We start from the raw sequence: 15,212 nt of genomic DNA on the forward strand, positions 1-15,212 counted from the left end.
CGTCCCCGTGCCGTCGCCGCCATTGTGCGGTGACCCGGCACGCCCTCGGGAGGAGGTTTCCGTGGTGAGTGCGAAAGGCCATCGCGAATTGTTCGCGGTGCACGGTGAAATCGAGGTGAACGCCACCCGTCAGCACATCTACGAGGTGGTCAGCGACCTGGCGGGCAGCGGTCGGTGGAGCCCGGAATGCCGGGGCGGGAAATGGATCTCCGGCACTCCCGGCACGGTCGGTGCGGTGTTCCGGGGCGACAACGTGCGCAGCGACGACGTGGTGCCCTGGGCCCCGGTGGTCCGCGGCGAGTGGCAGACCACCGCCGAGGTGGTACGCGCCGAACCCGGCCGGGTGTTCGCCTGGGCGATGCGCAACAGCGCCGGCGAACGACAGGAGAGCGTCTGGTCGTACGAGATCGACGCCGCCCCGGGCGGCAGCCTGCTCATCCACCGGTTCCGGATGGGCGCGGCGACCGAGGGCATCCGGGGCATCACCGCCGGCCTCGACGCCGAGGCCACCGAGCGGTTCTTCACCCAGTGGACCGAGAAGCTGCGCGGCGACATCGGGCTGACCCTCGCGCGGCTGAAGACCTACCTCGAACAGCCCTCCGGAGGACGGTAGCCATGCTGCTGCAACGCGTCGCCAACCAGGGAATCCGACTCGGCACGGTGTTCGACCGGGCACTCGCCCGGCACCCCGCCAACCTGCTCATCCTCGACCACGACCTGGACGTCGCCCCGGAACTCGGCCGCCGGATCGCGATGGCCGAACTCGCGGACCTCGTCGACGACCTCGCCTCCCGGCTCTGGGCGGCACGCATCCGCCCCGGCGACCGGGTGGTCGTCTACAAGTCGGACGGGTTCGACATCCCGCTGCTCGCCGTCGCCGTCGCCCGCATCGGCGCGGTACCGGTGCTGCTCTCCCCCAAGCTGGACGGTGCGACGGTCGCCGAGCTGCTGCGCCGGGCGGCCCCGGCGTACCTGCTCACCGACGGGACGAAGCTGACCGGCACCCTGCCCGAGGGCATCGGCGAACTGGCCGACGGGGTGCTGCTCGCCGCCGGCACCCACCCGGCGGGTACCGCGCTGGCCGAGCTGGCCGGCGTACCCCGGGTTGCGCCGGTGACCATGCCCGCCGACCATCCGTCGCTGGTCACCCACACCTCCGGCACCACCGGCATCCCCAAGATGGCGGTGCACACCGGCCGGTCGCTCCAGGCCCGGTACCGGCCGCAGGCCACAATCGCCGCGCTGGTCCGCCGCCGGGAACCGCTGCTGCTGCACGTGTCGTTCGTGCACTCCCGGGCGATCAGCGCGATGACGCTGGCGCTGTCGCGCGGCGTACCGCTGATCGTGCTCGCCGACGACGACCCGGCGCGCGCCGCCGAACTGCTCACCCGGTTCCGGCCCGGCGTGATCGAGGCGCACCCCAACTCGTTCCTGCGCTGGGAGGAACTGGCCGAGGACCCGCGCCGGCCGCTGGCCAGCGTCCGCTACTTCAGCAGCACGTTCGACGCGATCCACCCGCGCACCATCCGCCGGATGCTCGCCGCCTCCGAGCACCGCAACCCGAAGTTCGCCCAGCTCTACGGCCAGAGCGAAACCGGCCCGGTGGTCGGTCGGACGTACAGCAGGCGGTGGGAGCCGGAGCACGACGGGCGCTGCGTCGGCGTGCCGTTCCCCGGCATGACCGATATCCGGGTCGTGTCGGTCGACGGCCGACCCCCGACCCGGGAGTCGCCGGGTCGGATCGAGGCCCGCAGCGACGGACGGGCGGTCACCTTCCTCGGCGAGCCGGAACGCTACGCGGCCCAGGTCGACGGCGGCTGGTGGAAGATGGGCGACGTCGGCTACCGCACCCGGTGGGGCTGCCTGCACCTGCTCGACCGCGAGGTCGACGTGGTGCCCGGCTTCGGCAGCACCCTGGTCGCCGAGGACCACCTGCTGGCCCGGATGAGCGACCTCACCGAGGTGATCATCGTGGGCACCGAGGGCCGGCCGGTGCCGGTGGTGTGCACGCGCGACGACAAGCCCCTCGACCTCGACGCCTGGCAGGCGGCGGCCCAGGGGTTGCCGCCGATGGCCGACCCGGTGCACCGCCGGCTGGCCGACCTGCCGCACACCGCCACCACCAAGATCAAGCGGCTGGAGCTGGCCCGGGCGCTCGTCGCCGAAGGTGTCGGTCGGTGAGCACCGACGGCACGGCCCTGGTCACCGGCGCGGCCGGCGGGATCGGCGCCGAGGTGGCGCGGGCACTGGCCCGGCGCGGCACCCCGGTCGCCGCCGTCGACAGCGACGCCGACCGGCTGCGGGCCACCGTGGACGAGGCCCGTTCCGCCGGGCTGCCGCTGACCGCGTACCCGGCCGACGTCCGCTCGGGCGCGGCGGTACGCGACCTGGTGGACACCGTCGAACGGACGCTCGGACCGATCGACGCGCTGGTCAACGCCGCCGGGGTGCTGCGCTCGGGCGAGGCCCGCACGCTGACCGAGGAGGACTGGCAGCACACCTTCGCGGTCAACGCGACAGGGGTGTTCCACACCTGCCGGGCGGTGGCCGACCGGATGGTGCCCCGACGACGCGGCACCATCGTCACCGTCGCCTCCAACGCCGCCGGCACCGCCCGCGCCGGCATGTCGGCGTACGGGGCGTCCAAGGCGGCGGCCACCGCGTTCACCAAGGCGCTCGGGCTGGAACTCGCCAGGTACGGCATCCGGTGCAACGTGGTGGCCCCCGGTTCCACCGACACCCCGATGCTGGCCGCGCTGCTGCCCGACGACGCCGCCCGGCGCTCCACCATCGGCGGGGTGCCGGAGGCGTACCGGGTGGGCATTCCGCTCGGCCGGATCGCCGACCCGGCCGACATCGCCGCCGCCGTGCTGTTCCTCATCTCCGACGACGCCCGGCACATCACCATGCAGCACCTGACCGTCGACGGCGGCGCCACGCTCGGCGTCTGAGCCCGACCGAGGAGGCAACCGTGGGCATCCCGGACACCATCCGGTACAACCTTCCCGACCTGCCCGGCAACACCGTCGGCTGGGTGCCCGACCCGGCCCGCGCGGTGCTGCTCGTCCACGACATGCAGGGCTACTTCCTGCGTCCGTTCCCGCCCGACGCGCAGCCGGGCCGGGCCCTGCGGCACAACGCGGCCCGGCTGCGGGCCCGCTGCGCCGAGCTGGGGGTGCCGGTGGCGTACACCGCGCAGCCGGGCTCGATGACCCCGCTGCAACGGGGCCTGCTCGCCGACTTCTGGGGGCCGGGAATGACCGCCGAGCCGCAGCAGCGTCGGGTCGACCCGGCGCTGGCCCCCGCCGTCGGGGACTGGGTGTTCACCAAGTGGCGCTACAGCGCGTTCCACCGCACCGACCTGCTGGACCGCATCCGCGCCGCCGGCCGTGACCAGCTCGTCGTCTGCGGCGTGTACGCGCACGTCGGCGTGCTGGCCACCGCCTGCGACGCGTTCTCGCACGACATCGAGACGTTCGTGGCCGCCGACGCGGTGGCCGACTTCACCGCCGAGGACCACCGGATGGCCCTGACCTACGCGGCGAACCGGTGCGCCGTGGTCGCCGACACCGACACCCTGCTCACCGCGCTGTCCGTCACCACCGCCGCCCACGCCTGAGCACGGGCCGGGCCGCGCCCACCGTCGTATCCCCGACCGGCCGGAACCTGTACCGGCCGGTCGGGCACCCACCACCACGAGAGGAGGCGGCCGATGTCCACGCAGCACCGACCACCGTCGTCCGACCCGGTCACGCTGCCACCCGCCGACCGGGCCGGGTGCCATGGACCGTTCGCCCTGCTGCACCGGCCGTACGCGCACGACTACGGCTGGGTCGACGTGCTCGCCGGGCCGGTCGCCCCGGTCGACCGGCTGGCCGACCTGCCCCTGCCCGACCCCGCCGGTTCCCCGGCCGGCGAGGACCTGCTGGTGCTGATCCCCTACCGGCAGCTCGCCGAGCGGGGGTTCGACGCCCCCGACGACGGCACCCCGCTGCTGGCGATGCGGGTCGAGCAGCAGGAGGTGCTGCCGCTGGCCGAGGTGCTGCGGCGCATCCCCGACGGTGAGATCCCGGTCGGCCCCGGCGACTACGACCTGTCCGACGCCGCGTACGCCGGGCTGGTGCGCGCGGTGCTCGACGCCGAGATCGGCAGCGGCCAGGGGGCCAACTTCGTCCTCAAGCGCACCTGGATCGCCGACCTGGGCGGGGACCCGTTGACCGCCGCGCTGCGGTTGTTCCGTCGGCTGCTCGCGGCGGAGAACGGCGCGTACTGGACGTTCCTGGTGCACACCGGTGACCGGACGCTGGTCGGGGCGAGCCCGGAACGGCACGTCAGCCTGACCGGCGGGCGGGCGGTGATGAACCCGATCAGCGGCACCTACCGGTACCCGGAGTCCGGGCCGACCCTGCCCGGCGTGCTCGACTTCCTCGCCACCTCCAAGGAGACGGCCGAGTTGTTCATGGTCGTCGACGAGGAACTGAAGATGATGGCCCGGATCTGCCCGGACGGCGCCCGGGTCCGGGGCCCGTACCTGCGGGAGATGGCCCGGCTCGCGCACACCGAGTACCTGGTCGAGGGGGGCACCGACGCGGACGTGCGGGACGTGCTGCGGGAGACGATGTTCGCCCCGACGGTGGTCGGCAGCCCGTTGCAGAACGCCACCCGGGTGATCGGCCGGTACGAGCCGACGGGCCGCGCCTACTACAGCGGCGCGCTGGCCCTGATCGGCCACGACCGGGACGGCCGCCGGACGTTGGACTCGACGATCGTGATCCGTACCGCCGACATCGACTCCGGTGGGCGGCTGCGGCTGTCGGTCGGTGCGACGCTGGTGCGCGACTCGGACCCGGTGGCGGAGGCGGCGGAGACCCGGGCGAAGGCCGCCGGCCTGTTGGCCGCCCTGCACGCCCGGCCGGCCGGCGGGCTGGCCGGCCATCCGCGGGTACGGCGGGCGCTGGGGCAGCGCAACGAGCGGGTCGGCCGGTTTTGGTTGGCGTCCGACCAGCCCGGCACCGGGGGCGCGCACCGGGCCGGTGACGCCGATCCGGTGCTCGACGGCCGGCGGGTGCTGGTGGTCGACGCCGAGGACACCTTCGCCGTCATGCTCGGCCAGCAACTGCGCTCGCTGGGGCTGGACGTGACGGTACGCCGGCACGACGAGTCGTTCACCGTCGACGGGTACGACCTGGTGGTGCTGGGGCCCGGTCCGGGTGACCCGCGCGATGACGCCGACCCGAGGGTGCGGCTGCTGCGGGAGACGATCGGCACGTTGCTGGCCGGTCGCCGCCCGTTCCTCGCCGTGTGCCTGAGCCATCAGGTGCTGTGCGACCTGCTGGGTGTCCCGCTGCACCGGCTGCCGGTGCCCAACCAGGGGGTGCAGAAGGAGATCCGGTTGTTCGGCGTGCCGCACCGGGTCGCCTTCTACAACACCTTCACCGGCCGCTGCCCCACCTCGCTGCTGCCGCCGGGGCGGCACCCCGGGACGGTGCAGGTGAGCCGGGATCCGGCGACCGGCGACGTGTACGCGTTGCGGGCGGCCGGGTTCGCGTCGGTGCAGTTCCATCCGGAGTCGATCCTGACCGAGGACGGGGTGGGCATCCTGCGGGAACTGCTGCGGGTCCTGCCGCAGCCGGGCGCGGCGCGGGTGCTGTCGGCCGTCGGCGTCGACTCCCGAAGCTAACCAGGACGTGTATTATCCAGGTTATGCGGATGAGCGAGCAGGTCGAGTGGGGGTTGCACTGCTGCCTCACCCTCGCCTGGATCGGCGGCGAACACCCGATGCCCGCCGTCCGGCTCGCCGAGTGGTTCGAGCTGCCTCCGGCCTACCTCACCAAGTGCCTCCAAGCCCTGACCAGGGCCGGCATCCTCCAGTCGGTGCCCGGCGCGCGCGGCGGGTTCCGGCTCGCCCGCCAACCGGCGGACGTGACGGTGATGGACGTGACGGTGGCGATCGAGGGAGCCGACAACCCGTTCCGGTGCACCGAGATCCGCCAGCGCGGCGCGGGGGTCGACCCCTCCGCGCCGGAGTTCCGCACCCCGTGCGCCATCAGCACCGTCATGCACCGCGCCGACCTGGCCTGGCGACGCGAGCTGGCCGGCCACACCCTGGCCGACCTGCTCGCCTCGGCACCGCCGGAGGCGGCCGAACGCACCCGTCGCCGCTACGCGCTGCTGCGCGGCTGACGCCCCGCCCGTCACCGCCGCGACCGCCGACCGACCGTCGGACCGCGCACCCGCCGACCACCGGTCCACCCGCGACCGGCCGGGGCCATCCGCGACCGCAGCACCGGTCGCCGGGCCGGACGGACCCCCGCCGCCGGCCCGGTGGTCGTCCACACCCGAATCCCGTGCCCGGCGCGCTCCGCCGCGCCGCCGCATGCCCTCCCGCATCCGGAGACCCCATGTCCCACCTGCACACCCGCACCGGCCCGGAGCCGGCCACCACCGCCGGGCCCGGCCGGGGCCTGCGCTTCACCCTGATCCTCGCGGCCGGCACCTTCGCCGTCGGCACCGACGCGTTCGTGGTCGCCGGGCTGCTCCCCGACATGGCCGCCGCGCTGCGCGTCTCCACCGCCGCCGCCGGGCAGTCGGTGACGGTCTTCTCCATCTCGTACGCGGTCCTGGCCCCGGTGCTGTCCACGCTGACCGCCCGGCTGCCACGCCGTACCCTGCTCGTCACCGCGTTGCTGGTGCTCGCCGCCGGCAACCTGGTCTCGGCCGTCGCCGACACGCTGTCGGTGCTGATCGTCGGCCGGATCGTCGCCGCCGCCGGTGCCGCCGCGTACACCCCGAACGCGGGTGCGGCCGGCGCCTCCCTGGTGTCACCGGCGCTGCGCGGGCGGGCCCTCGCGGTGGTGATCGGCGGGCTCACCGTCGCCACCGCGCTGGGCGTCCCGCTGGGTGGGCTGACCGGCCAGTGGCTCGGCTGGCGGGCGGCGCTCGTCGCGGTGGCCCTGCTCGCGCTGGCCGTGGCGGTGGCCGTCCGGTTGGTGATGCCCGCGCTGCCCGGCGCGGCGGCGGTGCCGCTACGCGCCCGGTTGACCGCGCTGCGCCGGCCGGGCGTGCTCGCCGTGCTGCCGCTCACCGTGATCGGCATGGCCGCCGCCTACACGGTGTACGCCTTCGCGGTGCCCACCCTCGGCGCGCTCGGCGTCGGCGCGTACCAGGTCAACCTGATGCTGCTGGTCTACGGGGCGGGTGCGTTCGCCGGCAACGTCGCCTCCGGCTACGCCACCGACCGGTGGGGCGCGGTGCCGGTGCTGGTGGTCGGGTACGCCGCGATGGTCGTCGCACTGGGCGTGCTCGGCGCGCTCAGCACCGCCGGGTCCGCGCCGATCCTCCTGGTCGGACTGCTCGTCGGCGCGTGGGGTGCGGCGAGCTGGTGTCAGACCCCGGCGCAGCAGCACCGCCTGATCGCCGCCGCGCCGCAGCAGGCCCCACTGGTGGTGTCGCTGAACTCGTCGGCCATCTATCTCGGCATCGGCCTCGGCACCACCGTCGGCGGGGCGACCCTCACCTCCGGCGTGCCCACCATGTACGCCCTCGGCGCGGCCGGAGCGGTGCTGGCCCTACTGGTGCTCCACCTCGGACAGCGGATCACCGGTCGTACCCCGGCGGTGACGTCGTGACCGGCCGGGTCCCCGCCGCCCGACCGACGCCGGGTGCGGGCTGGTCGGCTCCGCCGGCACCCCGGTCCGGCGCGACGGACACCACGACCGCCGCGTACGTGGACCGCACCGGGCCCGCCGAGACGATCCGGGTCGGCCCGCTGCCCGTGCCCGAACCGACGCCGACCGAGGTGCTGGTCAGGGTCGAGGCGAGCCCGGTGAACCGGGTGGACACCTTCGTCCGGTCCGGCGCGTTCCGCACCCCGCTGACCTTCCCGTTCGTCATCGGACGGGACCTGGCCGGCACGGTGCTGCGGGTCGGTGCGGCCGTCACCGGTTTCGTGCCGGGGGACCGGGTGTGGTGCAACAGCATGGGTCACGCCGGCCGGCCCGGTGCCGCCGCGGGGCGGGTGGCGGTGCCCGCCGACCGGCTCTACCCGGTGCCGGCCGGGGTGGACCCGGTGGCCGCGGTGGCGGTGGCGCATCCGGCGGCCACCGCCTACCTCGCCCTGGTCACCCACGCCCGGGTCCGGCCGGGTGAGGTGGTGCTGGTGATCGGCGCGGGCGGCAACGTGGGCAGCGCCGCGGTCACCCTGGCCCGCGCCGCCGGGGCCCGGGTCGTGGCCACCGCGCACCCCCGCGACGCCGACCACTGCGCCGGCCTCGGCGCGGAGCCGGTGGTCGACTACCGGGACGCCGACTGGGCCGCGCAGGTCCGCCGGGCCTGCCCGTCCGGGGTGGACGTGGTGCTCGACGCCGCCGGGGTCAACGACCTGACCAGCACCGTCGGCCTGCTCGCCCCCCGGGGCCGGGTGCTGGTGCTGGCCGGCCTGGGCACCACCCCGACGCTGCCCGCCGGCGAGTTGTACCTGCGTGACGGTGCGGTGCTGGGCTTCGTGATCTCGCACGCCACCGTCGCCGAACTGGCCGACGCGGCGCGGGCGATCAACGCGTTGCTGGCCGACGGCCGGCTGCGGGCCCGCACCGTCGAGACGCTCCCGCTGGCCGCCGCCGCCGAGGCGCACCGCCGCGCCGAGGACGGCCTGCACGGGGTCCGCACCCTCCTGCTGCCCACCCCACCCTGACCGTCGCCGAACCGGCCGGGCGGGCGGATCGGGTCGGCCGGCCCGGGTCGGCGGGCCGTCGTGCTGCCCGGCCGGGACGGCGGTCGGCGACGCCGGCCCGCCCGCGCGGTCAGCGGCGCAGGCCCACCCCGGCGTAGCCGTGGGAGATCCGCTCCCGGGGTTCCCCGTCGGGTCGCCACTCGGCCACCCGGACCAGCCCCGGATCGACCAGGTCGTAGCCGTCGAAGAAGCGCAGCACGTCGGCGTGCGGACGGGGCAGCAGCGGAGCGCTGCTGCGCTGGTAGACCGCCTGCCCCTGCCGGGTGGGCAGCGGCGGGGCGCCGTCGGCGGTGAGGTGGGAGACGACCAGCGGGCTACCGGGAACGGTCGCGTCCCGCAGCCGGGCCACGGCGGCCCACGGCTGCTCGGCGTCGGTGACGAAGTGCAGCACCGCCACCAGCAGCACGGCCACCGGCCGGTCGAAGTCGATCGCCGCCCGCACGTCGGGGTGGGCCAGCAGCTCGTCCGGCCGGCGCAGGTCACCGTGGACGACTGTGGTCCGCCCGTCGGCCGGCAGCAGCCGTCGGGCGTGCGTGACGGCGACCTCGTCGTAGTCGACGTAGACCACCGTCGAGTCGGGGGCGACCTGACGGACGATCTCGTGCACGTTGCCCTGGGTGGGCAGCCCGGCGCCGATGTCGAGGAACTGGCGTACGCCCAGCTCGGCGGCGTGCCGGACGGCCCGGCGCAGGAAGTGCCGGTTGGCCTGGGCGGCGATCCCGGTGTCCGGGAAGATCCGCAGGATCTGCTCGGCGGCGGCCCGGTCGGCGGCGAAGTTGTGGCACCCGCCGAGGTAGTAGTCGTACATCCGGGCCACGTTCGGTCCCAGCTCGGCGTCGGTCGGCGCGGTCACCGGCCCTCTCCCTCCACTCGCGTCGTCGCTGCGGGACGACCCACCGCCGGGCGGCGGGCACCCCGCGCCCTGATGTCTAGCACCCGGGGCGACGACATGTTGACCCCCCGTGTCGGCGAGCCGGCAGCACACGACCGTCACCTGCCGGTATGACGGTGACACCGACTGTCGGCGAGGAGGCATCCGATGAACACTGCCCGGGAGACCGTGGAGGTGGACCCGGCCCTGTTCCGGGCCGTGTACGACTCACCCGCCTCGCTGCCGGGGCGGCACCGCTGGACCACCCCGGAACACGACGTACGCCGGCTGGAGAAGCTGCTCGGGATGCCGGCGCAGAGCATCGGCGCGCCCCTGTGGGTCAGCGGTGACGAACCGGACTGCCCCAAGTGCGGACGCCGGGCCACCTGGCTGGACATCGTCGCCTCGGCCCTCAAGGGGGTGCACGACCCACTGATGATCGCCACCGTGATCCTCGGCGATCGCCGGTACGTCAACACCGAGATCCCGGACGCGATCGCCGGGGTGCACTGCCTCGACTGCCACACCCCGGTCACCGGCCTGCGCAGCTTCAAGTGCCACAACTGGGCGTACGCCTTCGAGGAGCTGGCGGTGGTGCGGGAGCGGATGCGGGGCGGGTCAGGCCCGGCGGGCGGGCCGCCGACCGTGCGGTGACGGCGGTTCCGGCCCCGGGTCGGGCACCTGCGGCAGGGGCCGGGTGACCGCCGCCGCGCCGGTGACCGTGACCGGCTCCCCGGCGTGCCGCAGGTCGACCGTCGTCTCCGGGTCGGCGTCGGGCAGCTCGTAGCGGGCCCCGTCGCGGGTCAGCGTGACCCGTAGCCGCTGCCCGTGCCAGCGCAGGTGGAAGGCGAGCCGGTCGATCCGGGCCGGCAGCCGGGGGTTGAACGAGAGCACCCCGGTGTCGTCGCGCAGCCCGCCGAAACCCTCCACCGCCGCCGTCCACGCCCCGGCCAGGGCCGCCAGGTGCAGCCCGTCGCTGGTCTTGTCGCCGAGGTCGGCGAGGTCGTGCAGCGCCGCCTCGGCGAACAGGTCGTACGCCAGGTCGAGGTGGCCCAGTTCGGCGGCGAGCACCGCCTGGGAGCCGGCGGACAGCGACGAGTCGCGGACGGTGCGGGCCTGGTAGTAGGCGAAGTTGCGGGCCTTTTCCTCGGCGGTGAACTCCCCCGGGCAGCGTTGCATGGCCAGCACCAGGTCGGCCTGCTTGACCACCTGCCGCCGGTACAGCTCCAGGTAGGGGTAGTGCAACAGCAGCGGGTAGTCGTCGTCGGTCATCGCCGCGAAGTCCCACTCGGGTTGCTCGGTGAAACCGGCCGCCTGCTGGTGCACGCCGCGCTTGCGGTCGTAGGGCAGGTGCACCGCGTCGGCGGCGGCCCGCCAGCCGGAGATCTCCGCCGGGTCGACGCCGAGCGCGGCGGCCCGCTCCGGGTGCCCCTCGGCGGCGTCGGCGGCGCCCCGCAGGTTGCGCCGGACCATCAGGTTGGTGAAGACATTGTCGTCGACCAGGGCGGCGTACTCGTCGGGGCCGGTGATCCCGGTGACGTGGAACGCGCCGTCGTCGGACCAGTGGCCGTAGCCGGCCCACAGCCGGGCCGTCTCCACCAGCAGTTCCAGCCCGGTGTCGGCGAGGAACTCCTGGTCCCCGGTGGCCGTGACGTAGCGCAGCACCGCGTCGGCGATGTCGGCGTTGACGTGCAGGGCGGCGGTGCCGGCCGGCCAGTAGCCGGAGCACTCCCGGCCGCCGATGGTCCGCCAGGGGAAGGTGGCCCCGGTGAGCCGCAGCTCGGCGGCCCGCTCCCGGGCCTGCGGCAGGTGGGCGTGCCGCCAGCGCAGCGCGCCCCGGGCCACCCCGGGCAGCAGGTACGTCAGCACCGGCAGCACGTAGCTCTCGGTGTCCCACAGCACGTGCCCGTCGTAGCCGTTGCCGGTGAGTCCCTTCGCCGCGATGGTCCGGTCGCCGTCGACCCGGCCCGCCTGGAGCAGGTGGAACACCGAGAACCGGACGGCCTGCTGGAGTTCGGGGTCGCCGTCGATCTCCACGTCGGCGGTGCGCCACCGCTCGTCGAGGGTGGCCCGCTGGTCGGCCAGCAACGCGTCGAACCCGTACCGGTGGGCGGCGTCGGCCTCGGCGGTGACCAGGTCGGCCAGCTCGTCGGGGGTGCCGCCGTCGACCGGGGCGCACTCGTACGCGGCGTACTTGGTCAGTCGGAGCCGCTGCCCGGGGGCGAGCCGCCCTTCGAGGGTCGTGCGCAGCCGGTCCGGGGTGTGGTCGTCGCCGTCGGTGAACCCCGCCGGCACGTCCGTCGCGTGGGTCACCGCCACGGCGACCCGTTGGGCGCTGCGGTCGGTGCGGTGCACCAGCACGCCCCGGTGGCCGTCGGGGCGGTGCAGTTCGGCGTCGAGCGGGTCGTGCACGACCGAGGCGGCCCGGGGGTCGTCGGCGCGTTCGGGTACCCGCTCGTTGGCGAGCACGTCCGAGCAGACCCGGATCTCGACCGGCCGGTCGTCGAGCGGTTCGACCTCGTAGCGGACGGCGGCCACGGCGTGCCGGGGCAGGGAGACCAGCCGGGTGCTGCGGACCCGCACCCCGTGCCCGGCCGGTGAGATCCACTCGGTGCACCGGCGTACCACGCCGGCCCGCAGGTCGAGGGTGCGCTCGTGGGCGCGGACGGTCCCGGTGCGCAGGTCGAGGGGTTCGCCGGCCACCCAGAGCCGGATCAGGGCGGCGTTGGGCGCGCTGATCACGGTGTCGCTCTCCTGCGGGAAGGCGTACCCGTCCTCGGGGTAGCTCTGTCGCCGCCGTTCGTGGAACCCGTTGAGGTAGCTGCCCGGCATGCCGTAGGGCTGGCCCTCGTCGAGGGTTCCCCGCCAGCCCACCCAGCCGTTGGACAGGGCGAACACCGACTCGGTCTCGCCGAGCCGGTCCAGGTCGGTGGCGGTCCGCCGGATCTGCCAGGTCTCGTCCATCTGCACGGCGGGGAGGTACCCGGTGGTGGTGGGCGGCCAATCGCGGGGACCGCTGTGAACTCGCTGTGACGGAGGTGGGGATCCGCCCCGACATCGCGCACCATGCGACCGGTCCACCCGGTTCCTGCACCTCGATGGGCCTAAAAGAGGTATGACACTTTGGTGAGGTGAGCAATGATCCAGATGATTACCACAGACATTCCCGATATCAGCGAGGAGTGGTACCGCGACGTCGTCGACGTGGCCGATGCCGCCCCGGCCCCGGCGCAGTGGTTCGCGGTGCACTTCACCGAGGCGGTGATCCTGCTGCTCGGCCTGATGGTGGTGGCCGTCGCCGTGCCCCGGCTGCGTCGTGCCGACCCGTGGGGCCGGGCCCTCGCCCTGGTCGCGCCGGCCACCGTCGTCCTGGCGTACGGGTGCAGCGAACTGCTCAAGTCGCTGATCGACGAGGAGCGGCCCTGCCGGGGCGCGGTCACCATCCTGGCCGCACCCTGCCCGCCGACCGGCGACTGGTCCTTCCCGAGCAACCACGCCACGATCGCCGGGGCGCTGGCCACCGCCGTGCTGCTGCTGTCCCCCCGGTGGGGTCTGCTGGCCGCCCCGCTGGCGCTGCTCGCCGCGTTCTCCCGGGTCTTCGTGGGCGTGCACTACCCGCACGACGTCCTCGCCGGCCTGCTGCTCGGCCTGGCGGTGACCCTGCTGGTGAGCCTCCCGGCGGCCCGGTTCCTCGCCGAACTGCTGCGCCGGCACTCCGGCCCGGCCACCCGGGAGGTCGACCAGGGTCAGCGGGTCGGCTGAGCCCGCTCAGCCGGTCAGCAGGTCAGCCGGCCAGCAGGAGCGTCGCGCAGGTGCCGGCGACCAGGAACGGCCCGAACGGCAGGTGGCTCGACCACCCGACCCGGCGGCTGGCCAGCAGCACCACCCCGACCAGCGCCGACAGCAGGAAGGTCAGCACCAGCCCGGTCACCACCGCCCCCCACCCCTGCCAGCCGAGCAACGCCCCCACCCCGAGCGCCAGTTTGGCGTCGCCGAGGCCGAAGCCCCGCCGGCCGAGCAGCAGTGTGGTGGTGGCGAAGGCCAGGCCGAGCGCCACCCCGGCGATCACTGCCCGCAGCCACGCCCCGGCACCCGCCCCGGTCACCGCCGCCACCCCGAGCAACGCCCAGGTGCCGACGGCGGCGGGCCAGGTGAGCCGGTCCGGCAGCCGGTGCACCGCCAGGTCCACCAGCACGAGTGGGACCGCGCAGCCGAGCCACCAGGCCAACGCGGCCCGTTCGGCCGCCGCGCCGTCGACCAGCGCCAGCACCGCCACGGCCACCACCAGCAGCGCCTCGACCGCGAACGGCGCGGCACCGACCCGGCCCGCGCAGACCGGGCAGCGGGCCGTCGGCCCGAGCGCCGGCAGCGGCCGGTCCAGCCCGACCGGCGCGCCGCAGCCGTCGCACCCGGCCCGGTCGGCCACCCCCGGGGGTACGGCGTACCGGAAGACCGCGAGCCGCAGCACCGGTACGACCGCCAGCATCCCGGCCAGCCGCCGAACGACGGACACGGAGCGTGACGTACGGGCGGGGTCGACGTAACGGTCCGATATCAGCTCGGCGTCCCCAGTGGAGACCTGAGCGCCCGCCACCCCGTCGGGCGTTTCCGGGGCATCGACGGCTGCCTTCGGGGAGCGGATCGGACCAGCCCGTTCGACCCGCCCCCCATCCTCCGGCGACGCAGGCGGTTCGCCGATCGGGCCGATCCCTTCGGCGGGCACCGGCCCGCGATCGGCGGGCACCGGTGACACCGGTCGGACACCCTGGACATCGCCCACCTTCGGTCACTCCTGCCCATCACGGTGAGTGCTCGGATGAATTGCCTCTGTTGCATCGGCGCACGTCAGCCTATGCTCGCCCCTTGAGTACGACGCAACCCCGAGCAGCCGCGTCGGACGCCACAACCACCCATTCGCACAAGATCCACACAGGTAAATGCCGCAGCACCCGGAATTGTCCGATCGACATCATCCCGGAGTACCGCCGCATGCCCGGAGGCCGCCACGACCGTCGCCACCGGGCGCCACCGAGGAGGGCACGGCAATGCGTACAGGGCGATCCCGCCACTGGACCAGCTGCCTGGTCGTCGTCGTGGTGGCCGCCCTCGCCGGCTGCGCCGACCCCCCGGAGACCACCTCCGCCCCCGCCACCCGACCGGCCAGCGACGACCGCCCGCCCACCGAGGCGGAGCAGGCCGCCGAGCGGGCCGCGCTGGCCGCGTACGCCGGATATCTGGAAGCCTCCCGGGAGGCGAGCCGCGACAGCGACCCCCGCCATCCGAAGCTGACCCGGTACCTGGGCGACCCGCTGCTCACCCGGGTCCGGGTGGCGATCGACGACGCCCGCCGACACGGCGCGGTCCGCACCGGGACCCTGACCTCGCAGCCCTCCGTCACCTCGGTCAGCCTCGACGGCGACCCCCCGACCGTGGAGATCCAGGACTGCCTGGACGCCACCGGATACCGGCTGGTCTACCGCAAGGACAACCGGGTGGTGCCCGGCTCGGCCGGCACCCGGCACCTGGCGACCGCCACCGCGACCCGATACCCGGACGGCCGCTGGCTGATCAACTCCGGTGCCGCCCACGAGGACCAGCCATGTTGACCCG

At 74.7% G+C, this 15,212-nt stretch carries 14 protein-coding genes; 11 read left to right on the top strand and 3 right to left on the bottom strand.

Annotated features, from left to right (window positions below):
- Positions 1-97 precede the first annotated feature (97 nt).
- From ACN265_RS29975 to ACN265_RS30010, 8 genes are all read left to right on the top strand, one after another.
- Positions 98-613: an SRPBCC family protein gene (locus ACN265_RS29975; protein ID WP_420118588.1), complete on the top strand. Its 516-nt coding sequence runs from the start codon at positions 98-100 to the stop codon at positions 611-613.
- A gap of 2 nt (positions 614-615) precedes the next feature.
- The gene (locus ACN265_RS29980; protein ID WP_421410781.1) at positions 616-2,181 is read left to right on the top strand and encodes an AMP-binding protein; all 1,566 of its coding nucleotides are present in this window, start codon (positions 616-618) and stop codon (positions 2,179-2,181) included.
- Positions 2,178-2,951, top strand: coding sequence for a 2,3-dihydro-2,3-dihydroxybenzoate dehydrogenase (locus tag ACN265_RS29985; RefSeq protein ID WP_204925673.1), 774 nt, complete (start codon positions 2,178-2,180; stop codon positions 2,949-2,951). The genes ACN265_RS29980 and ACN265_RS29985 overlap by 4 nt, the downstream gene beginning before the upstream one ends.
- A 20-nt stretch (positions 2,952-2,971) precedes the next feature.
- Complete coding sequence (locus ACN265_RS29990; protein WP_421410782.1) at positions 2,972-3,619, top strand: isochorismatase family protein; 648 nt, start codon at positions 2,972-2,974, stop codon at positions 3,617-3,619.
- 93 nt (positions 3,620-3,712) lie between these two features.
- Positions 3,713-5,680: an anthranilate synthase family protein gene (locus ACN265_RS29995; protein ID WP_421410783.1), complete on the top strand. Its 1,968-nt coding sequence runs from the start codon at positions 3,713-3,715 to the stop codon at positions 5,678-5,680.
- A 29-nt stretch (positions 5,681-5,709) separates the two neighbouring features.
- Positions 5,710-6,183, top strand: a complete 474-nt coding sequence (locus tag ACN265_RS30000; protein WP_357925226.1) for an RrF2 family transcriptional regulator — start codon at positions 5,710-5,712, stop codon at positions 6,181-6,183.
- Positions 6,184-6,401: 218 nt separating this feature from the next.
- Positions 6,402-7,628, top strand: a complete 1,227-nt coding sequence (locus ACN265_RS30005; protein WP_421410784.1) for an MFS transporter — start codon at positions 6,402-6,404, stop codon at positions 7,626-7,628.
- Entirely contained in the window at positions 7,625-8,692 is a 1,068-nt protein-coding gene (locus ACN265_RS30010) for an NADPH:quinone reductase (protein WP_421410785.1), read from the top strand. Before ACN265_RS30005 ends, ACN265_RS30010 begins: the two co-directional genes overlap by 4 nt.
- A 109-nt stretch (positions 8,693-8,801) precedes the next feature.
- Here the strand turns inward: ACN265_RS30010 and ACN265_RS30015 are convergent, their stop codons facing one another.
- Positions 8,802-9,584, bottom strand: a complete 783-nt coding sequence (locus tag ACN265_RS30015; protein ID WP_420118583.1) for an SAM-dependent methyltransferase — start codon at positions 9,582-9,584, stop codon at positions 8,802-8,804.
- Positions 9,585-9,770: 186 nt separating this feature from the next.
- Here ACN265_RS30015 and ACN265_RS30020 point away from each other — a divergent pair, with 186 nt between their 5' ends.
- Entirely contained in the window at positions 9,771-10,256 is a 486-nt protein-coding gene (locus tag ACN265_RS30020) for a hypothetical protein (protein WP_420118584.1), read from the top strand.
- On the opposite strand, the gene ACN265_RS30025 is transcribed toward ACN265_RS30020, so the two are convergent.
- Entirely contained in the window at positions 10,221-12,566 is a 2,346-nt protein-coding gene (locus ACN265_RS30025) for a glycoside hydrolase family 65 protein (protein ID WP_421411688.1), read from the bottom strand. The two genes, ACN265_RS30020 and ACN265_RS30025, sit on opposite strands and share 36 nt — an antisense overlap.
- 183 nt (positions 12,567-12,749) lie before the next feature.
- Here ACN265_RS30025 and ACN265_RS30030 point away from each other — a divergent pair, with 183 nt between their 5' ends.
- On the top strand, positions 12,750-13,364 hold the full coding sequence (locus ACN265_RS30030) for a phosphatase PAP2 family protein (RefSeq protein WP_363649956.1): 615 nt from the start codon (positions 12,750-12,752) through the stop codon (positions 13,362-13,364).
- 22 nt (positions 13,365-13,386) lie between these two features.
- On the opposite strand, the gene ACN265_RS30035 is transcribed toward ACN265_RS30030, so the two are convergent.
- Positions 13,387-14,088, bottom strand: a complete 702-nt coding sequence (locus ACN265_RS30035) for a prepilin peptidase (protein ID WP_421411690.1) — start codon at positions 14,086-14,088, stop codon at positions 13,387-13,389.
- Between the two features lie 559 nt (positions 14,089-14,647).
- Here ACN265_RS30035 and ACN265_RS30040 point away from each other — a divergent pair.
- The gene (locus ACN265_RS30040; protein ID WP_420119286.1) at positions 14,648-15,208 is read left to right on the top strand and encodes a hypothetical protein; all 561 of its coding nucleotides are present in this window, start codon (positions 14,648-14,650) and stop codon (positions 15,206-15,208) included.
- Positions 15,209-15,212: the final 4 nt, after the last annotated feature.

This window comes from Micromonospora sp. WMMD730 (assembly GCF_049178955.1).
In the GTDB taxonomy this organism is placed as follows: Bacteria; Actinomycetota; Actinomycetes; order Mycobacteriales; family Micromonosporaceae; genus Micromonospora; species Micromonospora wenchangensis.